This is a genomic window from Nitrospira sp., assembly GCA_029194535.1.
Classification (GTDB): Bacteria; Nitrospirota; Nitrospiria; order Nitrospirales; family Nitrospiraceae; genus Nitrospira_C.
On sequence record JARFXR010000003.1, the window covers coordinates 250,188 to 272,879 of the forward strand.

General features: G+C 58.4%; 17 protein-coding genes. 6 read left to right on the forward strand and 11 right to left on the reverse strand.

The genetic code is table 11. The annotated features are described in order from the left end of the window. Window positions 1–7: 7 nt before the first annotated feature. The 3 genes from P0111_18285 to P0111_18295 all read right to left on the reverse strand — a co-directional run bounded on the left by P0111_18285 (window position 8) and on the right by P0111_18295 (window position 2,739). Entirely contained in the window at window positions 8–385 is a 378-nt protein-coding gene (locus tag P0111_18285) for a YciI family protein (protein MDF0645981.1), read from the reverse strand. 300 nt (window positions 386–685) lie between these two features. Then, window positions 686–2,410 carry a hypothetical protein gene (locus P0111_18290; protein MDF0645982.1) on the reverse strand — a complete coding sequence of 575 codons (1,725 nt, stop codon included), beginning with the start codon at window positions 2,408–2,410 and terminating at the stop codon, window positions 686–688. Window positions 2,411–2,577: 167 nt separating this feature from the next. Continuing rightward, window positions 2,578–2,739 (reverse strand): SRPBCC domain-containing protein, encoded by a 162-nt coding sequence (locus P0111_18295; GenBank protein MDF0645983.1) that lies wholly within the window; start codon window positions 2,737–2,739, stop codon window positions 2,578–2,580. A 169-nt stretch (window positions 2,740–2,908) separates the two neighbouring features. On the opposite strand from P0111_18295, the gene P0111_18300 reads away from it, so the two are divergent. Then, window positions 2,909–3,604 carry a hypothetical protein gene (locus tag P0111_18300; GenBank protein ID MDF0645984.1) on the forward strand — a complete coding sequence of 232 codons (696 nt, stop codon included), beginning with the start codon at window positions 2,909–2,911 and terminating at the stop codon, window positions 3,602–3,604. 210 nt (window positions 3,605–3,814) lie between these two features. On the opposite strand, the gene P0111_18305 is transcribed toward P0111_18300, so the two are convergent. Beyond that, entirely contained in the window at window positions 3,815–9,445 is a 5,631-nt protein-coding gene (locus tag P0111_18305; protein ID MDF0645985.1) for a fibronectin type III domain-containing protein, read from the reverse strand. A 420-nt stretch (window positions 9,446–9,865) separates the two neighbouring features. Between P0111_18305 and P0111_18310 the strand changes: the two genes are divergently transcribed. Further along, a complete protein-coding gene (locus P0111_18310) occupies window positions 9,866–10,369 on the forward strand; it encodes a hypothetical protein (protein MDF0645986.1) in 504 nt (167 codons plus the stop codon). A gap of 208 nt (window positions 10,370–10,577) precedes the next feature. On the opposite strand, the gene P0111_18315 is transcribed toward P0111_18310, so the two are convergent. Further along, on the reverse strand, window positions 10,578–10,862 hold the full coding sequence (locus P0111_18315) for a hypothetical protein (protein MDF0645987.1): 285 nt from the start codon (window positions 10,860–10,862) through the stop codon (window positions 10,578–10,580). Between the two features lie 24 nt (window positions 10,863–10,886). Between P0111_18315 and P0111_18320 the strand changes: the two genes are divergently transcribed. Continuing rightward, on the forward strand, window positions 10,887–12,293 hold the full coding sequence (locus tag P0111_18320; protein ID MDF0645988.1) for a glycosyl hydrolase: 1,407 nt from the start codon (window positions 10,887–10,889) through the stop codon (window positions 12,291–12,293). A 31-nt stretch (window positions 12,294–12,324) separates the two neighbouring features. On the opposite strand, the gene P0111_18325 is transcribed toward P0111_18320, so the two are convergent. Then, the gene (locus P0111_18325; GenBank protein MDF0645989.1) at window positions 12,325–13,500 is read right to left on the reverse strand and encodes a PepSY-associated TM helix domain-containing protein; all 1,176 of its coding nucleotides are present in this window, start codon (window positions 13,498–13,500) and stop codon (window positions 12,325–12,327) included. Between the two features lie 992 nt (window positions 13,501–14,492). On the opposite strand from P0111_18325, the gene P0111_18330 reads away from it, so the two are divergent. The 3 genes from P0111_18330 to P0111_18340 all read left to right on the forward strand — a co-directional run bounded on the left by P0111_18330 (window position 14,493) and on the right by P0111_18340 (window position 18,340). Further along, window positions 14,493–15,038: a DUF1566 domain-containing protein gene (locus tag P0111_18330; GenBank protein ID MDF0645990.1), complete on the forward strand. Its 546-nt coding sequence runs from the start codon at window positions 14,493–14,495 to the stop codon at window positions 15,036–15,038. Between the two features lie 134 nt (window positions 15,039–15,172). Continuing rightward, complete coding sequence (locus P0111_18335) at window positions 15,173–15,718, forward strand: DUF3365 domain-containing protein (GenBank protein ID MDF0645991.1); 546 nt, start codon at window positions 15,173–15,175, stop codon at window positions 15,716–15,718. 1,893 nt (window positions 15,719–17,611) lie between these two features. After that, on the forward strand, window positions 17,612–18,340 hold the full coding sequence (locus tag P0111_18340; GenBank protein ID MDF0645992.1) for an SDR family NAD(P)-dependent oxidoreductase: 729 nt from the start codon (window positions 17,612–17,614) through the stop codon (window positions 18,338–18,340). 816 nt (window positions 18,341–19,156) lie between these two features. On the opposite strand, the gene P0111_18345 is transcribed toward P0111_18340, so the two are convergent. The 5 genes from P0111_18345 to P0111_18365 form a co-directional block, all read right to left on the reverse strand. After that, window positions 19,157–19,582: a type II toxin-antitoxin system VapC family toxin gene (locus tag P0111_18345; protein ID MDF0645993.1), complete on the reverse strand. Its 426-nt coding sequence runs from the start codon at window positions 19,580–19,582 to the stop codon at window positions 19,157–19,159. Window positions 19,583–20,222: 640 nt separating this feature from the next. Continuing rightward, on the reverse strand, window positions 20,223–20,546 hold the full coding sequence (locus tag P0111_18350) for a DUF2442 domain-containing protein (GenBank protein ID MDF0645994.1): 324 nt from the start codon (window positions 20,544–20,546) through the stop codon (window positions 20,223–20,225). After that, on the reverse strand, window positions 20,492–20,752 hold the full coding sequence (locus tag P0111_18355; protein ID MDF0645995.1) for a DUF4160 domain-containing protein: 261 nt from the start codon (window positions 20,750–20,752) through the stop codon (window positions 20,492–20,494). Before P0111_18355 ends, P0111_18350 begins: the two co-directional genes overlap by 55 nt. Before the next feature lie 461 nt (window positions 20,753–21,213). After that, window positions 21,214–21,624 (reverse strand): putative toxin-antitoxin system toxin component, PIN family, encoded by a 411-nt coding sequence (locus tag P0111_18360; protein ID MDF0645996.1) that lies wholly within the window; start codon window positions 21,622–21,624, stop codon window positions 21,214–21,216. Then, the gene (locus tag P0111_18365; GenBank protein ID MDF0645997.1) at window positions 21,624–21,869 is read right to left on the reverse strand and encodes a hypothetical protein; all 246 of its coding nucleotides are present in this window, start codon (window positions 21,867–21,869) and stop codon (window positions 21,624–21,626) included. The genes P0111_18360 and P0111_18365 overlap by 1 nt, the downstream gene beginning before the upstream one ends. Window positions 21,870–22,692: the final 823 nt, after the last annotated feature.

Sequence of the window (22,692 nt, forward strand, 5' to 3'; positions counted from 1 at the left end):
CTTCTCTTCACGTTGCATCCACGAGGCCGCTGCTCCCTGGAAACTCCCTGACCGGCCGCACCTCCATGCTCCCGAACCGCACTGACGGAAACTTCGAGGCCACCTGGACGGCCTCGTTCAGATCTCTGGCGTTGATGAGAAAAAACCCGCCGACCTGCTCCTTCGTTTCAGCAAAGGGACCATCGGTCACGGACAACATCCCGTTTCGAACTCGCACTGTCATTGCCGTTTGAATTGATTCGAGTGCCTCCACCCCACTGAGATGGCCGCTCTGCTTCAACGCTTCGCAGTAAGCCACGGTCTCTTCCATAATTGCGTCGCACTGGCTTTTGGACATGGAATCCAGCAACTTCTCTTCGTGGCAACAGAAGAGTAGATATTTCATAGCTTCGCACCTCCGAGGTGTACGTGAACCGCTGCGCTTGTCAGATAGTCGTGCGCGACGCGCGAAATCGACATCGGGTCACTGCTGAAGTGAATCAATCAGTTAGGAGGACTTGCCGTCGGCAATGCCGAAGAGGGCGCGTTCAAGAGAGATCGAGATGCTTGACGATACGCAACACGAGGTCCGGTTGCTCTGCACTATCTTTGATATCTACCGCCCACCAGCTGACGGGGACCCGCTCGGTCGCAGCCCGAGATCCCTGGTTCAGGAATCTTGGGGGCATCAATGGGAACGGCGAACTTACTTGCGGGGTAGGAGCGATGGCTCTCCCGTGCCTCCGCCTTGCTGAATCGGCGCGTCGATGTCTGCAGTTGACCAGACGGTGCTGAACTTCGCCTTGACACGGTCAGCCTCATCCATCCGTCCTTGCCGGCGCAGCGCCAGTTCCAGACCAGCCAACGACCAGCCGTTGTCAGGAAAGCGCTTCAGATCCTGCCGGAATGCCTGCTCCGCCTCGGTGGCCCGATCGGCCCGCAGCAACATCATCCCGAGTTCCTGCCTGACGGGCACTGACCATTCGGGCGGTTCGCCATACGTGAGGGCGTCCTCGAATCGCGCTCCCTCGCGGAGGTGCGTGATCGCCGCGCCGGCGGCTCCCTTCGCCTCTGCGACATGTCCGGCCAGCACCTCGGTGGCAATGCGAAGGATCGCGCCTGATGTATTGAACTCGAGTCGAAGCGAGGCAACGTCGGGATTCTCTGCCGTCGCGCGCACCTGGTGCAGCGCCTCCTCTGCTTCCTTGATCTTGCCTGTGGCAGTCAAGGCCCGGCCACGCGCGTACTGCCACATCGCCCTGGCATATGCCAGATCTTCCCCTGGAGCCGGCGCCTCAAGAATGTCCTGCCAGCGCGCGAATCGCACCAGCATTTGAAGATGTCGCGTGTCATGATGCTGCAAGAAGGTCATCCCCGGTGCGCGCAGCAAGTCCGGGGGCGCAATCGCTCTCATCTTCTCGGTGGCCGTCATGGTCTGGCGGCTGCGGCCGATCATGCTGGCTGCGAAGGCCAGAAAGTCATAGTTGTGCGGGTAGTACCCGAGCGTGTAAATCCCGTGCTGTGGACGATGATCTCCGATGTACACCTCATCAGCATGCACCGCGTGCTCGTTGGCCGTGATGGCATCCAAATACCGACCCACGCGAATGTAGATATGCCCAGGCATGTGCACGATATGTCCGGCTCCGGGCATCACGACGGCGAGGCGCTCGGCGGCCGCTACGGCACGCTCCGGTTGCGCGGCTTCGACCGCATGGATGTAGAGATGGTTCGCGCCAGGATGATTCGGGTCTGCGGCAAGCGCCCGGTCGAGCTGTTTGAGAATCTCCGGCGTCTCGGTCCGCGGTTGCCCTTCGGCGGTCCAGTAATTCCACGGACTGAGGTCCATCAACGCCTCGGCGTACAGTGTGGCAACCTCGTCGTCCTCTGCATACCGCTGAGCGACGTCGCGCAGCGCTTGGGCGTAGGCCGCATCCAGCATCGCTCGATCCTTCGGCGGATCAGCGGCGTAACGTGCGGCCAGCGCACGGATCAGAGCACGCTCCTTCGCGCTGGCTGATGTCTCGCGCGCGATTGCCTTCTGGCTCGCGTCGTACGCGGCCAGCGCTGCCTCGCGCTCCATAGGAGCGTTGATATTGGGGCCCTGTGCGAGCGCGACTCCCCAATGGCACATGGCACAGTCGGGGTCCAATCGAGACGCCTCTTCAAACGCGCGAACCGCCTCCGCATGGTTAAACGCATAGTAAAGCCTCAGTCCTTGATCGAAATAGCGCTGCGCCTGCGGCACGCTCGTGGTGATCGCGTAGTGATGTGTGCCGAGATTATCGAACAGCGGCACTGCAGCAGGCGCCGGCTCCGACGGGGTGGCAGAGACGGCATCACCGAGCAGCACGAGCGTCAACAGGGCCGCCATTGCTTGTGCGATGACAAGGGATCGCCTCGTTCGCTCGGTACTTGTACCAGAGTTCATACGCTTCTCCGATTCAGTGAGGCTGAACACGATCCCCGTTCCTCCAACCGCGACGATCTAATTGTGGCGAGGCTAGCCGCCCTGCACCTGAGAGTCAAGCGGCTGACTTACCGGCACCGACAGGAATCAGCCGGCATGCTTGCGTGTGACCGCGAGGATCGCCTCTATTAGGAGACTTTCTTCAACGTGACCGTCGCCTGCCTTTCTCCCGGCAGGCTCGGGTCATCGAGGTTGTCCGTATATCGGATACGCTCGTGCGGCACGAGGTCGAGGTACTCGCCGCCAAAGGAGTGGCTCTCGCCTGTGGTGAAAAGGGAGTCGAATCGGATTCGTTGCTACAACGAGTGCGCCTTTCCAGGGGTGAGGAGTGACGAGGTCGACGAACAGCCCCTGCACTGTAGTCGAACGGGGTTCGGGAAATCGACATCACGGTCAATGATAGTTTCTGCGCCGAACCTTTACACATCCAGATCGTGGCTCGGCTCGTATAACCAGGTAATGACGCAATGCTCTGACGACAGTCAGACACACAGGCGACTCCAGATAGTCATCGCGACGATTGTCATCAATATCACTGCGGTTGCCGCGTTGACCCTCGCGCCCTGGTCCGACTGGGAAACCGGCCTCGCCCTCAATCTTGTGGATAACGTGCTACTGGTTAGCTTCATCGCACGACATCGCGATGTTGGGCTTGCCCGTTTCATGCTCTTCGGCCTGGGAGTCGGATTTTCGGAGCTGATGGCAGACGCCTGGCTGGTGGATTACACCAAGACCTTGGACTATTCCATCGGCGGTGGGCCGATGCTTTGGCGCTCCCCGTTCTGGATGCCCTTCGCCTGGGAAGTCGTCGCCGTGCAGTTCGGCTCCGTCGGTTTCTGGCTGTGGAAGCGATTCGGTCGTCGGGGATTGGCCGCGGTCGGTGTACTCGGCGCGATCAACATTCCCTATTACGAAGAAATGGCCCGGCTCATTCACTGGTGGCAATACAGCAACTGCCGCATGCTCTCCCACACCCCCTACTACATCATCCTCGGCGAATTCGGCATCGTGATTCTGCTCGCCGTCCTGGCCAAGCCTGTTGCACAAGGCACCTGGACTACTTCTATACTCGCCGGCCTCGCCGGCGGCTCCGGCATCTTCCTCTGCTATGCCGTGGCCTATGGCCTTACCGAGGGCCTGATGCCTCTGAGCTAGAGTCCGCGCACGTCGCGAAATAACTGCCGAGATCCTGACCGGCGGCTGATTTCCAGGGATCTGGCTAGAATCCTGCCCATGAATTCAAGCTCAGATTCCTGCTGTGGGAGGGCGGCGAGGTTCGCGACCGGGTCGGCCTTCCGGATTTTGGCTTTGGACTTCGTTGAAGGTGTGGTGAACCGTCCGCAGCTCGAACCGACGATCAGCCGGTCAGGGAGCCGGCCGGAGGGCGACGGCACTGCTCACCCAATTTTGGGCATCCACTTGGGTCCAGTCCATCGTCTCCGATCCAGCTACCGCTTTATCGTTCACGGTTGAAACCCCGACCGCATCAGTGGTGCCCGTGGTGAGGCGGTTGACCCGGGTGGTTTGCCCGAGGCCTACCGTCATGCCGTTCGCCTGCCCAATGGCACAATCCGTAATCAACGCATGGGGGGTTCCCGTAGTGATCTGCGCCGAGAGCGTGGTGCCGCTGCCACCGCTGCCGGCGGTCGCATCCACCGGGGTGACTTGATGCACACCGGCATAACTCGTGGCGGACCCGACTCCGTAGCTGGCGAGCGCGCCGGCCCACGTCACCGTGATCGTATTCGGCCCCACCGCCGGGTTCACCAGATACCAGAGTTCGGTCCCTAACGCGACGCCGACATCGGTGCGCACATCCGAACGGGCTTTCGTCAGCGCGATGCCCCCATTGACGGTGACGCTGGTGACGGCGACATTGCCCGCTGCCGTATCCCGGGCTTGCGTGCAGACGGCAAGCACTCGATTCGCGCCGCTCCCGATGGTATGGGACCAGGTGACAGCATTGGTCCTGTTGCCCGTGGCGGAATTGCTCACGGCATCGAAGGTCACGGCCGCAGCAGGCGGGGCCGTTCCGAAGCCGCCCATCGCCCAGTCGTCCACCGTCGCGTTGGTGGGGGTGCCGCCAGTGTTCATCCAGAACAAGAGGCCCGCGCGGCCGCTGGTAAACTCCGTATCGGTCGTCGTGAGCACCAGAGTGTCCGTCGTGGACCCGGCGGGGATCCGATAAAGGCGCAAGGTCGTCCCTTGGGCTTCGCACCGCAGCCGATCCCCACTGCCCCAGACGGTGTCAAAATCACTGGCCAGGTTCGCGTCCCCGTCGCCATTGGGATGGTGGCTGACAATCGCGCTATTGCGGGCCGCAAGATTGGTGGCGGTTTTCCGCGCATAGCACCAGTACCAGTTGATCGTCGGCGGGGCCGCCATCCGGAGAGCGCAGCCGACCTCCCGGTCCTCTGAACCGGTAAAGGTCCCCAGTGTAATCTGACACCATTGATCGACGCCCGGCGTCACCGCGTTGTAGCTTTCAACCGATTTCGGATCGGACGGGTTGAGGCTGGTGACGCGGGCCTGATTGGCAGTAATGCCCACGTCGTCCTTGCCGGAATAGCCCCCACTCCACAGACTGCCCAGGCTGGCCGCATCAGCCCGGTTAAAGTTGTCCGTGGCCAGGGTCGTCCGACCGGTGGGAGGCGGCGGCGTGGCGGGGGTGGCCACGGTGAGGATCGGGGAAGAATAGGGACTGAGATTATGCGCGGCATCTTCCGCCCGCACCCGATAACTATAACTGGTCCCGGGCGTCAGGCCGGTGTCGGCGTAGCTGGTCGTGGTCGGAGAGGCAATCAGCGCAAAGCTGCTGCAGCCCGCCCCCTGGCAGCGTTCCACCCGATAGTTGGTCACGCCGACCAGATCGCTCGCCGCGGGCCAACTCACATTGATCTGCGTGCCGCTGGCCGCACTGCCCGTTGGACTGCCCGGCGCCGTCGGCGGGGTCGTGTCGACGGGGAGGCCGAAGCCGCCCATCGCAAAGCCGCTGAGTTGCGCATCGGTCACAGCGCCGCCCGCCCCCACCGCCACATAGATGCCGGTGGTGCCGCTCGCATAAGTCGCATCGGTCGCGCTCAGCAAGAGCGTCTCGGCGGCCCCCACCACCCGGTAGAGTTTGATCGTGCTGCCTTGCACTTCACAGCGAAGTTTATCCCCCGCCCCCCAGACCGTCGTGGTGTCACTCCCCAGCGACGTCGAGACGCCCCCACTGAACCGCCGAATGCCGGATCGATTCGTTTGGTTGATGGCTGCAAAACAGCGATAGCCGCTATAGGTACTCGGATTGCTCAACCGGAGATGCACCCCCGCTTGGGCGCCCACCCCACTCGTCAACGCGCCGATCGTCACTTCGCTCCACTGATCGTTCGGGGTCGTGACGCCGGTATACTGCTCCACCGTGGCGGCCGCCGCCCCCACGGCCGACATGACGACGCGTCCTGAGAGAATCCGCCCGCTCGTGAATCCGCTATAGGAATCGGTATAGGCCGCGCCCAGGTCCGCACTGTCTGCCCGATTGAAGGTATCCGTAAACAACGTCGTGCGACCAGGCGGCGGCGTGGCGGGGGTGGCCACGGTGAGGATCGGGGAAGAATAGGGACTGAGATTATGCGCGGCATCTTCCGCCCGCACCCGATAACTATAACTGGTCCCGGGCGTCAGGCCGGTGTCGGCGTAGCTGGTCGTGGTCGGAGAGGCAATCAGCGCAAAGCTGCTGCAGCCCGCCCCCTGGCAGCGTTCCACCCGATAGTTGGTCACGCCGACCAGATCGCTCGCCGCGGGCCAACTCACATTGATCTGCGTGCCGCTGGCCGCACTGCCCGTTGGACTGCCCGGCGCCGTCGGCGGGGTCGTGTCGACGGGGAGGCCGAAGCCGCCCATCGCAAAGCCGCTGAGTTGCGCATCGGTCACAGCGCCGCCCGCCCCCACCGCCACATAGATGCCGGTGGTGCCGCTCGCATAAGTCGCATCGGTCGCGCTCAGCAAGAGCGTCTCGGCGGCCCCCACCACCCGGTAGAGTTTGATCGTGCTGCCTTGCACTTCACAGCGAAGTTTATCCCCCGCCCCCCAGACCGTCGTGGTGTCACTCCCCAGCGACGTCGAGACGCCCCCACTGAACCGCCGAATGCCGGATCGATTCGTTTGGTTGATGGCTGCAAAACAGCGATAGCCGCTATAGGTACTCGGATTGCTCAACCGGAGATGCACCCCCGCTTGGGCGCCCACCCCACTCGTCAACGCGCCGATCGTCACTTCGCTCCACTGATCGTTCGGGGTCGTGACGCCGGTATACTGCTCCACCGTGGCGGCCGCCGCCCCCACGGCCGACATGACGACGCGTCCTGAGAGAATCCGCCCGCTCGTGAATCCGCTATAGGAATCGGTATAGGCCGCGCCCAGGTCCGCACTGTCTGCCCGATTGAAGGTATCCGTAAACAACGTCGTGCGACCGATGCCGGCGGTCTGAGCCGTCGTGATGGGCGAATAGGGACTAAAATTGCCCACGGCATCCCTGGCCCGAACCCGGTAGTTGTAGGTGGCGCCGCTGCTCAGACCGGTGTCGGCGTAGCTGGTCGTGGTCGGAGAGGCAACCAGCGCAAAGCTGCTGCAGCCCGCCCCTTGGCAGCGTTCCACCTGATAGCCCGTGACGCCAATATTATCGGTCGAAGTAGGCCAACTCAGGTTCACCTGTGTCCCGCTGGGTGTGCTGGCGGTGAGACTGGTCGGCGTCGACGGTTGGGACGTGTCGGCAGTGAGGCTGTAGTTGGCCGTGTAGGTTCCAGTACCCGCGGCTAGCACGAGATGCGATTGGTTGCCCCCATCGGACCAGGAATTGAAGTGATACGTCGTTGATCCCTGGATCTGTGGTGTGCCGGCACTGACCGAGTTCATGGACCCCAGAATGACCGTTCGCGTGAAAGGAGTGACGGAGGTGCTGCTTCCGACAGCCAGCTGCAGACCCGGTGGAATGGATTCAAAGTTCAGCGTGACGGTTTGCGGATTCAGCTGGACGCTCTTCGTGTCCGTCAGGCCGGTGGCACTCTTGACGGTCAGCTTGATCTCCAAATAAGAGAGATATTCATGGTCGGGCGCCGAAAACGATCCCGACGTCACGCCGGGGAAACTTTGTATCGGATGGGTATGACAGTCGGATGGACAATGATGCAGGATCACCTCCCACAGAAATGCCGAGGGCGGGAGCGCGCCCTGTCCCGGTGCGGTGGCATGACCGGAGAAGCTAATGGACTGGCCGACCTGCCATTGAGTACCCGCAGTCGGAGCATCAATGAATGATGTCGGGCTCCCCGCCTGGATCGAGATGCTATCGACGCTCGACGCCCCATGATTGTCGGTGACCTTGAGCTGCACCTTGTATAGTTTTGCTTGTGTGTAGGTGAAAGAGGTCTGAGCCGTCGTGGCATCGTCAAAGATTCCGTCGCCATTCAAGTCCCATGAGTACTTCAGGGTGTCGCCTGCATCAGGATCGGTCGACCCGCTCCCATTGAACGTGACGTTAAGCGGAACCGGCCCTGCCAAGGGAGTCGCCTGAATAACGACAGTCGGAGCCTGATTGCCGCTCGTGTACCGGATGCGTCGGATAGCTCCTCCCTCGAAGTCCACGTAGAACAAATCTCCTCCCGGCCCAATTTGTATGTCGACCGGATTGGAGGCGGGGTCTACAAACGTGGCTCTGGTCGCAGGATCCGGCAATCCGTTCGCTCCTGGTCGCATGCTCCAAATGCATCTCCGGGAATGGTCGGCGAAGAACAGCGCGCCCTGATACGGGGCTGGATACGTTCCTCCCTGCATGAACGCCAGGCCTGAAATTGATGAACTGCCGTTGGAACATGTTTCTCCCGATACGACAGGCTGGTTTGCCTGATAGGCAAAATGTGGAGGAGTATGTCCACTCGGCTGAGAGTAAAGATTTTGGCAGATAGTCAGACCAATCGATTGATAGGCCGACTGTACACCGGCCCCTTCGTAGCAGGGCCAGCCGAAGTTTCTCACGGTTGGACTCAGAGGATCCGAAATCCGGTTGATCTCCTCCCAGGTCCCCCACCCTACGTCACCGACCCACAACTCATTGGTCCCCGGTCTGAATGTGAAGCGAAATGGGTTGCGGAATCCGTAACCCACAATCCTGCGGGCGTTGGGGTCTGTATTGGCGAACAGAGGATTATCCGAGAGAGGCGCTCCAGTATAGGGGTCAATCCTGATGATCGTGCCATCGAGGACCACCGGTCCGTTGACGCGACGAAGACTCTGGGATCTGGTCGCGCCGCCTTCCGCTTTCGGAGGCGTCTGAACTCCGCCGATTCCTACCGGTGGATCTCCGAGCGGATTCAAGGGATTCCCTGCTTGTCCATAATCGGCGAAGTTAAAACTGGCCCCATCTCCGGCAGATGCGTACAGCGCGCCGTCCGGACCGAACATGACGGTGTCCATGGAGTGGCTCGGAAACTGTTGGCCCCACCCCTCGACCAAGACAATTTCTGTTCCGGTTGATACATTGCCGCCGGATGATTGGAGCAGCGAGACCCGGCCGCTCACGACGCATCCGTCCGTGGTCGGCCCCGGAGGGGTAGGACAAGCATCCGACGTCCCTCCGACTGTGCCCCACCGCGGCACTTGTGCATTATTGGGGTCCTTGTCATAGGTATAGGAGACATAGACATAAGGAACCGTGGGGAAATCCGGGTGTAGTTCCAGACCCATCAGCCCGCGGTCCCAATAGTTATGTACATTGGTCCGCAGGTCGTGAAACACGGTCGGAGTGGTGGTTGACAGATTGGGGAATACCTTGATGAGGCCGCTCTTTTCGGCAACGAAAACCTTTCCGTCCGGCGAAAAGCGAACAGTGGTCGGCTCAGTTAACCCGGAGAAGACTACCGACTCAGAGAATCCGGGGGGGAGGCTGGCGGCTTGTAGCTCCACAATCGCAGAACTCAGGAGGCAGAACAGCGCTGCAAAGATCCCGGTCCAGCGCACACCCGAGTTCCCCTGCCTTCTCGCATACCGAAGCGGGAACACACCCAAATAACCCAAAAGACCCCCTACAACGGAAATGAAATGATCTCTTCAAAGGTTGCGCATTTTGTTCAAATAACCGCGCAACCACAATCCCCTCAAACGGGTTAAGTATTCGCATCGGGAAATTCTTCGTGAATCGCCCGCGAACAATGGGATGTGGTGGGCCGCCGGGACTCGAACTCATCGGCCCCGCCTTAAGAGGGCTGATCACTCCTCGAAGACTGGGAACGACAGACAACGATGGCGCGAGAATCACCGCACAGAAGATGAGGTCTGTCTCGGAACGAAGGCCCTATCTTGCGCCTCAGGTGTTTGCCTGCCTACAATACCCCGCCTTGTGAAACCCGTTGGTTTGGAATTCGATAAGGAGGGACTTCAATGTGGCGGATGATCGCGCTCCTCACATTCTCAGCGTTAACACTGTCCTGCAGTGGAGAAGGCAGTGGAGGAAACGGCGCACCGACCGGCGCGACACAAACGACTCCGGTCGCAGGAGTCAATGCTCCCACCCCGGTTACCGGTTCGGACCAACAGGCGATCAAAGACCGCGTGACCTCGACCATTGGTCCTTTGCCGGCGGGATGGAACGAAATCGTATTCGATGAGGTTGAAAAACGTCAGATCCGCATGACGCTCATGTATGCGAATGCGCCTGCGAATCCGGATCAAGTCAAGAACGACACATACAAGATTGCCAAAGCCGCATTGAGGGTATTGGCTGAAAGCGGCCGAGATTCTCAGCGGGAGATGGTTACAGTTGTCGTGAACAGCCAAATATCTGGAGCAGGACAAGCGGGAGCCAATAATATGGTGGGGTCTTTCGGTACGATGACGTACGATTACACGACGGATCAGCTCACATTCAAGCCGGCAAAGAGCTGAATGCGACCTACGGCTCGAGATGGCTCCGTTTGTTTGGACAGCCTTTGCCCATTCACAACCGGCGCCGGACGATGTGAAGCCCACGCGGCGTTCTCCCCTGTGTGCGTCCGTCCAATCCTTGATGGGATAGCCTAGTAGTCGAAGGTCCTGTCACGCGCCACCCCAGTGTGCGTCTCAGACCCTCTCGCAGGCGTGGAGAGTGCCCGTTTCATATTTCAGACTTCGCCTCAAGCGTTCCATCAAAACCGGATCGCGCCGGCGCCATCCGTTCCATGCTGATCTGAAGCCGCTGGTCTTTCAAGAGCCCGGTGAACGCCTGGCTTGTGAAAGAGGAAATTCCATTTTGGTTTGACAGAGTTGCCCCCATGGGTTGTAGTTGTGGGGATGGAAGAGTCTTCACGAGCGGCAGCGGGCCCTGATCTCCAGCACTGTACGCAGCAACACTTGGGTGCTGGATTGCGTCCATGACGGAGAGAACACCGTCTTTACCCAATCAGATGCTCATGGAGGATCTCGAATGAATTGCCTACGTTTGGCGACACTTGTGGTGACGCTGCTGAGTCCCAATGTGGGCTTGTCGGCTGTCACCGCTGATCCCGAGGCCACTGCAGACACGAAGGCCCTGCTCGACTATTTCTATTCGCTCATGGACAACACCACCGGCCACGTCCTCACCGGTCAGACGATTTGGCGCGATATGGTCGTCGGGAGCGGCCCGTATATGTGGTCCCTCCTGAACGACACCATCGCCGCCACCGGGAAGCGTCCCGCCATCTACGCGCCGATCAGCACCAGTTACAGCGACCCACAGGCGCGGCAAACGATCCTGGATCACTGGAACGCGGGCGGGCTCATCAAGCTCTCGATCTTCCTGGGAAATGAGCCCGAAAAAGCGGGGTGGTACGGGCATGCCCCGCTCACCAACGGCGAGCTCGACGCGCTCATGGTCGATCCCCGATACATGCAGCTGATGGACGATTTTGCAGCCAACGTGCTGCAGTACCAAGCGCAGGGGGTCGTCTTCATTGCGCGGCTATTCCCGGAGGCGAACGGGAATTGGAACTGGTACTCCGTGCCGGATCAGGCGCGATTCGTCCAGCTGTGGAAGCAGTTCCAGGCCAGGATGCGGACCAAAGGTGTCCATAACCTGATCTACTTGTTTTGCCCCGCTGATGAGGTCGGCAATTATCTGTATGGCTATCCTGGCGATGCCTTTGTCGATCTGACAGGCCTGGACAGCTACCAGAGCCTCACCACGAATTTGCCGACGATTGCCGGCTACACGACCGTGCAGCCGAAGCACAAGCCGATGATCATCGGCGAGTACGGCTTCTTTCGCCTGGACGCGCCGATCACTTACCAGCATCGGGATGCGAAATGGATTGTGCCGGGGCTCAAGGCGAGCATGCCGGACATTGTCGGGATCGTCAATTGGACGACGCCATACAACATCACCAGTATGAACACGCCGACCGACTACATGCTCGATCCCTACGTGGTGAATGCACCGGTGCCGTGGAGCGGCGCTCCGCCGCCTGCTGATGCGACCCCTCCATCTCGAGTCATCGGGGTACAGGTGTCCGGTGTCACGAGCACCTCGGTGACCGTGACTCATGCCGGTGCGATCGATAATATCGATGTTTTGTCCTACCGCTACGAGATATGTACCGAGAGTAGCTGTACCGACTTTGGGCTCTGGACGACTTCAACCGGATCGCAACTCAGCACCACCCTGCCGAATTTGACCGCCGACACGACCTATCGCCTTCGCGTCAATGCCCAGGATACGGCAGGGAATCCTGGTCCGTACTCATCGACCGTGAACTTCACCACCGCAAGCGTCATCACACCGTCCAGAGGAACACCGGCCTCGGACGATTTCACGAACGCCGACCAAGATCCACTGTCTCTGGGTGGCACCTAGATACCCGCCTGAAAACCCGCTCTGTCGTGGATCATAGCGAGATACCCTGCTGACGGCGACGGGCACGCCGTTTCAATTGCCACATCCGCAGGGCGGTCACATACAGGGTGAGCGGGACGAATCCGGCCGTGAACACCAAGATTCGCCCGGGCAACCCGAACGCTTCGCCGTCATGCAAAGGAAGCATCCAGGTGACAAAGGTCTGGCCTGCCGAAAAGTTTTCCCAATCACGAACGGCAAGGACCTTGCCGCTGTACTGATCGATCCAGAGCGCGCTGGCACCGCCGGTTTTCAACACCTCTCCGGCCTGGCGCAGGCCGACGACATAGGCGCCGATCGGACTACCCGGCACCTCGATGTACGTCGCGGACGAGGATGGGAAGTGACTTCGCGCAATCCTCATCGCCTCATCCGCCGAAATCGACGCCTGACCTGCGCTCGTATTCGAGGCGACTTCCGGATCCTGAAGCAGCGGCGATACGCGATTGATCAGAGCCTTGCCGACCCGTTCGAATTCCATAAAGATTCCGGAGCAGGCAATCAGGAACACCGGGATGCAGCCGAGGGCTCCGGTAATCTTGTGCCGAGCGTAGGCCCGCTGAAGGACGCTTGCTCTCGGGCGAGGCGTCAAAGACGTTTTCATCCCGCCACGACGGGGCCACCACAAGTAGATCCCCGACGTGAGGGAAATCAGCAGCACGATTCCGAAGGTTCCGATCACCGTTTCCCCGGTCTTTCCGGCGAACAGCTCGCGATGGAAATGGTACACGAGGACGGTCAGGTGATTGTCGCGTTCACGCTGACCGAGTATGGCCCCGGTTGTCGGGTCAACCAACATTTCAATGGCCGTGCCGGAGCCAGCGGGCCAATACACGGCACGAATCACCTCCTTCTCGTTGAGAGGCAATTCTAGATGATGGAGATGCGCCCCCGTGGGTAAGCCCGATCTCACGTTAGAGAGAACGGTCTCAAGGGGTATTGGCGCGCCGGCTACGCGGACATTCAACAAGTGAGCATTGAGCCAGGCATCAATGCTCCGGCGGAAAACCAGACTGCTTCCGGTCAGCCCCATGATCACGAAGATCGCGCCGACGAAGAGCCCGATGAACATATGCAGGTTGAGCCAGATCCGTCGGCCCGTTTGACGCGATGCCTTGGCGGAAGATTCGCTCGAACTTTCCTGGCGATCGTCAGACGGTGTCTCCATAGCCACGCTTCAGCTGCCCGTATGGTGTCTAGGAGAACGCCTTGCTGGCGTGCGTGACGTTGAAGTTGTACTGATCCGTGATCCGGGGGTGAAAAGACTCCTGACACCTATATTAGTATCAATTCCCATCAATCAAATCCATTCCTTCTGTCGGTCAGCAGGAAGCAGTACCGCCCCGTGCTCGCCAGAAGATAACACGGGGGTGACAGAATCTCTCCCATGAAATGGCTCTCGGCCACAGCCCTCAGGTCAAGCCCCAAGACGTCTCGAGAAAGGGCGGCCGCCATTTGAGGTCTGAGGTTTTGGTCTGGACGACGCACTCTATCATCATCTACCACCCTGTTGCAGCGGACTTCCCAGAGATCCGGGACGGCGCGACAGGGAGTCCGCCTCGGTTGATTAGGTATCAGCGCGTGTGGCGTCGAGACGATACCTCCAGAGGCCCAGGCCCAGGCCGACGCAAAGCCCTCGCTGAGGTCCTCTGGTGCGAAGGTACTCTCGCGGCCAGAGCCGTGGATGAACGGCGCAGGCGCTGCATTTCCAAACTCTTCACCATGATTGGCTCCTCGGATTCTAATATCTGATTCGGTCTGTAGTTACTCCCCACAATTAAACATGCTGACCGGCATAACTATCGCGCGGGACAGGTAGCTCTCAAAAAAGGAGTTTGTGCTTTTCTTTCTCCTCCCCAGCGCCCGTATAGGAGCCGATTCACGAGAACGCTTATGCATTTCATTGGCGAGCCAAAAATCGGCGATGTCCTGTGCAGGATCGAACGAATGACGCATGAGGACCTCAGCGCTTACAACAGGAGGGGTTGTCCTTCTGGGTGGCTGAACTCTGCAGTCCCATGGCCAGAACTACAACCCTGTCTGAGTTTACAGACCACGCCTCTTTCCCTCCTTTCGCGCGAGCTTACGGAAGTCAGACTTGTGGACTGCGGTCCGAGTCTTGCTGACTCTTCGCGGTCAGTTCAAACACCGACACCGACGATGGACACATCTAAGATCATCTCATTCGTAGCAGTTGGCGTGGTCTCCGTATTCGGGATCGTATGCGCGGCCGAGTCTCCCTCTGGTGTCTCTCAGACCGGCAGATTTGCGGTCCTCGGATCCTTTCAGGAAGAAGCTGTCCTCGACCGGACTACTCAATTGATCTGGGAGCGATCACCCAGCTCCGGTGAAGTCACCTGGTCAACAGCTCAAACTCGTTGCGGACTGAAGACTGTTGGAGGTCAAATCGGCTGGCGTCTTCCTAGCTTTATTGAACTCATGACCATCATTGAGCCGCCGCTGTACGAGAAGGCTCTCCTCCCAGCCTTGCCGGAGGGACATCCTTTCCACGGAATCAAGGCCGGAGCCTACTGGGCCAGCGACGCGGCTTCGTTGAAGCCGGACCAAGCCTACACCGTCGATCTGCTTATCGCGGACGTCGCGGTTCGTCCGAAAGCTGAGCCCCACCCCCTCTGGTGCGTGAGGGGAGGAATTCCCGATCGCCGCCAGCCTGTCCAAGTCCCACAACAGCCCGGCCACGTCTAATCGGCGCACACCCAGGCCGTCCCGCAAAGATATATCAACGCCGAACAAGCGGCTTGACAACGCAGCCGAGGAAAGCGCACCGTACTGCGACCATTACGCCGTTCCAACCGACAATCTCAACCTGGAGGTGGGATATGGGGGCCAGGATCGGATTCAAGGCAGGTGTGCTCGGATCGATTGTTGTGATGGCAGTCGCGATTCCGCTGACCTATGCGGCAGAATTTTCACGCGATGCTGCAGCTAAGTACATCCTTGCAACAGCCAAGGCGTTCCGCACCGTCTATGCCAAGCAGATCATCGCGCAAGCCGCGAAGTCGAACGTGAAGCCGGACGAAAACTGGACCAAGGACGACCACGCTATCATGCTGCCGGCGCAATTTTTGAAGGCCGCCGGGAGTGAATTGAAGGACTTCGAGCTTGGTCTCATCGGTTCGACACCCATCTACAAAGAGAACTTGCCCAAGACCAAGGCCGAAGAAGAGGCGCTGAAGAAATTGATGGCGAACCCGGCTACAGGGATATTGACGTTCGAAGACGGCAATCAATTTAAAGGCATCGCAGCAGACCTTGCGATAGCCGATTCCTGCGTGTCCTGTCACAATGCCCATCCGATGAGCCCGAAGAAGGACTTCAAGAAGGGTGATCTCATGGGCGCGATCGTCGTCCGATTCGCCAAATAACTACAACCCGATACAACCATCCGCGTCCCATTGAAGGAAAAGAAAAGGCCCGCTGATTTTTCGACCGGCGGGCCTTTGTTGTACCCCGGAAGCGATCGATATCAAGCTTGATGGTACTGCCGTCTCGTCAAACGCGAATCCCTTCAGGCCCTACACTCCACAAGGGAAGGGCCCGCTCCCACGATTTCTGAGCCGAATCCGACCCCTTACTCTCTCTCAGTCCGCGTTAGCTGGGCCGAGATCGATCGTGAAACGCGGAGGGCAAAACCGTTGCCCCGGATCACGCACCGCTGGTCATCGACATCGACAGCCTCGGCCATCTGTTCGATGTCGCCTGAGCTTGGGTGAATTCACGAATTGCGACACGCTCGCGGAGGCAACGATGAGCCATCAACGGAACGCCATCGCGCGCAGGTCCGAGTGGCTCCAGGATATCAGTCTCTGTCTTTAGCTTCCCAAGGCCTCATGCAGCAGGTTATCAAGATAGCGTACTTAGCCCTGCTCCGGATCACCGATGAGCTCACGAATTTGTGCACGGAGCAAGGCGGGCACCGATCAACCTTCATACCTTAGTGAGGCTGGAATCGAAGATCCGCTTCACCCCATGAAAGATCGACGATAGACGTCGCCGGGGTCCTGGACGTCGAGAAGGCTGATTGTAAGTCTCTGATTGGAACGCCATGCAGATATGGATTGGCGGATCATTTGCCAAATGGTACTCATTTGAGATTCCGGCATACTCAAAGTACTGAATTGGTCTGTTCGGCAACTCCATCAGATCGAATGTAGGTTGAACACATGTTTCAGGTGTAAGTGAATACCGCGTTTCATCACGATCCCTTCCTAGATACGGAGCCTCGCTCGACCTCTTGCGATATTTGATGTCCTGGGCAACGAAGTATCTCGATACGCGCAGTATGTTTTGAATCCACACTTCCGGAGCTTTTGAATACATGAGCACATTATGAGCAAACGCCGTGTCGAAGCACGTAACATAGTCCGGAGCGGGATCGTACAGATTCCAATCAGATTCATATAACGAGCTTATCAAGGCATGAGGAAACAAGGACTTCACAAATCGGACATCATCATCATTCGGCGACAATAATAGTACGGAATTTACAGGGGAAAGTTCGTCCTCTAACAAACAGAGCATTCTCGCGACAGCGGCATGATTCACTTGCTGTAAGGCCTGAACTTTATTCATCGATGCTTTACGAAACATTGGTTCTGTGACGGGTACTGACGCGTCTCCTGACCGCAGCCTGTTCATAACACTACCCGATTACAGTGTTTTGGCGCACCTAGAAGAGACCCTAGCCCCTATTCACACAGATTTGAATGAACCATAAATGCAATATGTTAGTCACAGACGCCTTGGTTGAAAGGATTCCAGAAGGGCGATTGTCTGCCGAGTCCGAAAGGGTTGCTCCGAAACGTGTGGGAGCTGCTGGGCCTTGGCGTACCAGCTATCCCAGGCCCGCAGATCTTTCGACCAAGGAGCGTTTGTTGTAACGCGGTGCAGGTCCGAACCAGGCTTGCTCGTGCCGCCGCACGAGGGCTGCGATCCATACGCGATTGCAGCGCTTCAGCTCAGGTTTAGCTGACTGTGTTGTATGGCGGGATGGTGGACCTATCGTCTTGGATTGCGGAGGTTCGGGCAATCGGACTTGCCCGGCAGATACGGTCCACAGAAGCGGAAACCGAGGACTGGTTGGCTTCACATATCAGTTCCTGACACCGTCTTGTTCCACAGTAGAAGCAGGGTCAGGGACAATGTAGACTAGACCGCCTCGGGAAGGCGCGGGATCGTAGCGCGAAACACCAATTCCCTCTACGAGCAATTCTGCGAAACAAGCCGGGAAGTGGGGAGAAAGGTTCAAGTACAGAATCATGAGCGCACTGAAACAAGAGATTGTTGTTATTGCGGGCGTGGGATCTGGATTGGGCGCGGCCTTAGCCCGCAAGTTTGGCAGCGAAGGCTGTGCAGTCGCGTTGCTGGCCCGCTCGGCGGATTTCTTGCGTGCTCTAGCCGAAGAACTGCGACGGTCTGGCGTGCGAGCGCTTCCTGTGCCGACAGATCTGACGGATGCCGACGCCGTGGCTAGGGCGTTCGTCCAGGTACGGAATGAACTTGGGCCAGCCTCAGTCCTGATCAATCATGTCGGTAGTGGGGTATGGGGTGGTTTCAGTGAATTGACGGCAGAGAGCTTCAGGTCGACGTGGGAAAGTTGCGCCTTGGCGGCGTTTCTATGCTGCAAACAAACTGTTCCCGACATGCTTGCCCGTGGGGGCGGCAGTATTCTATTTACAGGCGCAACTTCTTCGATCCGGGGCCGCAAGGGAGCTCCCGCCTTCAGTAGTGCCAAGTTCGCAGTTCGAGGGCTGGCCGATTCCCTTGCGCGGGAATTGTGGCCGCAGGGTATCCACGTTGCGCACATCGTCGTCGATGGTGTCATTGACACTGAGGCGGTGAGATCTCAGATGCCCGAGGCAGCCGGTGAGCCGATGCTGAATGCCGCGGAAATGGCCGAGATGTATTGGGCATTGGCCAGGCAGAAGCCAGAGGCCTGGACCTTCGAGTTGGAGCTACGACCGAAGGGAGAGGACTTTTTTGTGTAGCTCGTTCCTCTTTCTTGGTGCTGAACCGGCAACGAGATCCGGGTCAGGCATGACTATTGGCTTCCAAATCGGGCCGAACCTTCAAAGCGCTGCGCTCAGGAAACGATTGCAGCGCATTACTTCGTGTCGTTCAGCTGAAGGGTGATGTGAGCGGGATGGTGGACCTCGCGTCGCGAATTGCGGAGGTTCGGGGCACCGGACTTGCCGATCAGATACGGTCCGCGGAAGCGGATGCCGAGGGCTCACGGTGCGAGGAATAAGGAGCACCACGTCTGTGCGCGCCGCCGAGATGGTGAGGCGGCCGGCGTCGCTTGAGCTGAATCTCAGCTCAGCTGATTGATGAGGCGAGTTCCGCAGGCGAGCAGAGAGGGATTAAAACGATGTCTCCCGACCCACTGCTGTCCAAGACAGGTTGTAATCTGGGTCTGCGTGCCTTTAACCATTTGAAATCCTAGGCCATGCCTTTTACTTGGAAATTGAGGTGGTCTGGTTGTTCAGATGCTGTCCAAAACCCCGGCGGAGCCGGAGCGTCAGACGGTACTGGTGCAGATGGCGTGGATTCATGGTTTCCACAGCCGTTTTGGGCCTTCATCGATCTCAGACGGGCGGGTTTTTGTGTCCGATGCCGTCCAAGATCCATTTCTCAGAAAACTTATCTTTGACAAGAGTGCTCCCGACCCCTTTGTATTAGCCTGCTTGTCCCTGAGATGCGCCGGACTTCGTTTCCGGCAGAACGCCCCGGCGGTCTGATCGATCCGCTTGAGGTCAAGTTCGGTGAGGGCCCTCACGCTTTCCTTGCGGCAGTTGCAACAGCTCTTAGGGCCCCGGCCATTCGGCCAGAAGACTCACGTGGCCTTTCCGCTTCGCACGCTTGACATATGCCGCGTCGGCAGTCAGGTATAATCCTTTAGTCCGCAAGGCCAGCACATGATACGCAGCGTCGTAAAATGTCACGCCGGACACCTCTGTCATATGCTCCAATACATCGAGGGCATATTCAGTCCTCAGAGGCACCTCGTCGAACTCATACGCTAGCAATGCACCCATCAATTCCGTCACCATCCTGGGCTTCTTTAGGCCCAACACGTTTCCGACTTCGTACCGCCAGAGACTCGGAAGTCGAATCTCCACTTCCTCTGCCAACAACGCCTCCTGGAGCTTCAATGCCGGCGCATAGCCGGGATCGTCTTCTCTCTCGAGCACCCACGTCAAAATGACCGACGCATCAGGCACCACGATCATCGGTGAGATCTCTTCCGATCACGACGCACCGCGTCCACAATCTCCTTTCCAGTCAACGTCGCACTGCGTGATCGCAACCGTTGCACAATCTCGGCAGCATGCTGACGCTTGCGTCGCAGTAGTTCGTGCGCTAACGCCTCATTGATGACCCGGCTTCTGCGGCGAGCAGGCACGAGCCGAAAGAGCTCGTCCCGAAGGTGATCGTCAATCGACACGTTCAGTTTGGCCATCCCTCACCTCCACTTCCCATCTGATGAGTCACGCGCCTAACTATGCGCTGTCCAAAGACACCCAGTCAAGGCGCCTTTGGAAGCCATCGGAGATTCCTGCCACGCTCACTTCCCCGCCGCCCTAACTCGATGAGAAGAGCGCTGCAATCTACAAGCAATTGTAGCGCTTTACTTCGTCTCGTTGAGCTGAAGGGTGTTGTCTAGGCGGGATGGTCGACCTAGCGTCACGAATTGAGGAGGTTCGGTTCACCAGACTTGCCGATCCGATGCGGTCTGCCGAAGGCAGGAAGTCGAGGATTGTTTGAGGCGAATCTCAGCAAAGCAGATTGATGAGCGAGTTCCAGTGACAAGCAGAACAGGTTTTAAACAATGACTCCCGACCCCTTTGTTTTTCCCCGTCAGATTGCAGGCTAAGTGAGCACCAACACGCCTTTGACCTTGATCTCCTGGTACATCGCATCCGGTGCTAAATCAATTGGTCCCGGCCAGGCAACCGCACCATGGTCGAGATACACTTGCTTGAAGAAGGCTGGGTCCCTCAACGGAGCAAATACACCCGTAAGATGCTCAGGGGTAAAGCGAACTTCTCCGGCCAATCCATCCGCGAACCGCACAAACAGCCCTAAGTCATCCAAGGTCTTGACTTCAACAACATCCCAGTACTTCCGCGTTTTCCTTCTTATAACAACGGAGCAATTGGCTTGGGAGGTTCTTTTGCCCGACAGAGGTTCCAATCATTGAGCAATTCTTCACGATGCAATTCGGCCCAGTCCAGCACCAGCTCAAGCGCGCGACGGGGCAACTCTCCTTCCAACACCCGCAAATGCTTGATGTCCACCGTGGCCTTAAACTCAGCATATTCTGCATGGAAATATGGAGGCGCATGGTCGTTGAAGAACATTTTGATCAGAATCCCATAGAACGCGCTGATAGTCGGCATTGCTCAGTAGACTGCACCACTTTCGGACAGGTCCACGGATTGAATTCTGTGCCAGCTTGCGGCGCAAAGCAATTTCATGACACTACGACGCTCACGCATAACCCGGGAGAGCCCAGACAAAACTTTCTCGTGACGGCGCCGTTAACACACCGCGTGGTCTGAGTCGAGCTCGATCGCGAGCCGCGGAAGGGCAACCCGTTACCATCGGATCACGTCCCGCTGGTCATCGATATCGACAGCCCCGGCTGCCCATTTGATGCTAGCTGGATATCGGCGCATTCGCGAATTGCGGCGCGCCTGCCGAAGCAGCGATGAACCACAGTGAGATTTTGGTCTTGGTAGCTCGCTGCACCAAGTAACGAGTCGGTGAGGCGGTCACGGTCACTTGAACCGAGTGAAGTTAACTGATGAGGCGAGTTCCGCAGGGAAGCTGACTCCCGCCCCATTTGCTTTGCCCTGAGCTAGCGATCATCCGAGGGGATTGTCCGCAAGAAATCAGCCAGACGCACGATACGAATCTCTTCGAACTCTTTGAGCTGAAGAAGATGGTGATCGCCGGTAACGATGAGATCTGCCTGAGCCGTCACAGCGCATTCGAGAATGCGATTGTCTGGCACATCCTCAAGTACGGTCACATTTCGCGCCGGCCGTAGAATTGTCGCTGCGCGGCTCATCTGTTTCAGCGCGGCTGTAATGTCCTTCTCTGGCTGGTGAAATTTTGTTCGGAGAATACGCGCGGTCTCAGTCAGGATAGGCACCGAGATATAGAGCTCAACCTTACGCCGGTGAGCTAGCAGAAAAGCAGCTTCACCTTTACTGCCATGAATCATGAAGGCCGACACGAGCACATTCGTGTCGAACACTACCTTCATCAGCGATCCTCGAACACAATCCGTTCAACGTCCTCCTCAGTGAGCACACCAGCCTTACGGGCGCGCCGTGACATCTTCCGTTGTAGGGCGAAGAATTCCTGTTCCTGACGTTCTGCTTTATAGATATCGACCATGCGCCTGAACAAGTCGCTCTTTGTGGTCCCTTCCCGCTTCGCAATTTGTTCATATTCTTTCGCGAGCGCTGGACTGACTGAAAAACCCAGCACCGCTGTCTTCCGTGCCATAGCCAACTCCTGGTTTAACTGGGTTAAACTCTAGCACACCCGCTAACAGATGACAACCCCAATCACTGGATCGCGGCCAGTGGCGAATTGCATTCTCGAGGAATCCGGGCGGTACATGTGGTAGGACTACCGCCCCGGCAGTTTTCACAGGCACGTCGGCATGCGCATCGATCACCGCTCGTGACCGAGCCGTGACGAAAGCGTGTTGTCTGGGCCGAGATTGACCGCGAGGCGTGGATTGACGCAGCGAGTTCCGCAGGCAAGCAGTGGAGACTTAAAACAATGACTCCCGACCCCTTTTCTTTCTTCCGACCCAAATCGCGCATACTCTTCGCAGCGCTGCGGTCTACAAGCGACTGCAGCCCGTGTCTGCTTCTTAGCGGACGGGTGAGCTTTTCCCACTGCGGGTGGCGTGGCGAACGGGGCGCCCCACCGCTTGGAGACAGTTTGAATATACTGATCCCAGGCCACCATCAGAGCGCTGCGATTTACAAGCGATTGCAGCGCTCCACTCTCTCGTTTAGCTGAAGGGTGGTCGTCTGACGGGATGGCGGACCTGGCGTCGCGAATTGCGGAGGTTCGGGATGACCTGACTTGCCGATCAGATGCGGTCCGTAGAGCGGATGCCGAGGGCGCACGGTGCGAGGAATAACGAGCACCCCGTTTGTGCGCGCCGCCGAGATGGTGAGGCGGCCGGGGTCGTTTCAGCCGAATCTGAGCGAAGCTGATTCATGGGGCGAATTCCGCGGGCAAGCAGAGGAGGCCTAAAACAACGACTCCCGACCCCTTTGTTTCCCCTCTCGAGACACGATTTTATTCAGCC

Bases quoted from the DNA above. Each gene is read 5' to 3' on its own strand.
- P0111_18285 (MDF0645981.1), bottom strand. From the start codon at position 385: ATGAAATATCTACTCTTCTGTTGCCACGAAGAGAAGTTGCTGGATTCC.
- P0111_18290 (MDF0645982.1), bottom strand. From the start codon at position 2,410: ATGAACTCTGGTACAAGTACCGAGCGAACGAGGCGATCCCTTGTCATC.
- P0111_18300 (MDF0645984.1), top strand. From the start codon at position 2,909: ATGACGCAATGCTCTGACGACAGTCAGACACACAGGCGACTCCAGATA.
- P0111_18310 (MDF0645986.1), top strand. From the start codon at position 9,866: ATGTGGCGGATGATCGCGCTCCTCACATTCTCAGCGTTAACACTGTCC.
- P0111_18320 (MDF0645988.1), top strand. From the start codon at position 10,887: ATGAATTGCCTACGTTTGGCGACACTTGTGGTGACGCTGCTGAGTCCC.
- P0111_18325 (MDF0645989.1), bottom strand. From the start codon at position 13,500: ATGGAGACACCGTCTGACGATCGCCAGGAAAGTTCGAGCGAATCTTCC.
- P0111_18330 (MDF0645990.1), top strand. From the start codon at position 14,493: ATGGACACATCTAAGATCATCTCATTCGTAGCAGTTGGCGTGGTCTCC.
- P0111_18335 (MDF0645991.1), top strand. From the start codon at position 15,173: ATGGGGGCCAGGATCGGATTCAAGGCAGGTGTGCTCGGATCGATTGTT.
- P0111_18340 (MDF0645992.1), top strand. From the start codon at position 17,612: ATGAGCGCACTGAAACAAGAGATTGTTGTTATTGCGGGCGTGGGATCT.
- P0111_18345 (MDF0645993.1), bottom strand. From the start codon at position 19,582: ATGATCGTGGTGCCTGATGCGTCGGTCATTTTGACGTGGGTGCTCGAG.
- P0111_18355 (MDF0645995.1), bottom strand. From the start codon at position 20,752: ATGCCGACTATCAGCGCGTTCTATGGGATTCTGATCAAAATGTTCTTC.
- P0111_18360 (MDF0645996.1), bottom strand. From the start codon at position 21,624: ATGAAGGTAGTGTTCGACACGAATGTGCTCGTGTCGGCCTTCATGATT.
- P0111_18365 (MDF0645997.1), bottom strand. From the start codon at position 21,869: ATGGCACGGAAGACAGCGGTGCTGGGTTTTTCAGTCAGTCCAGCGCTC.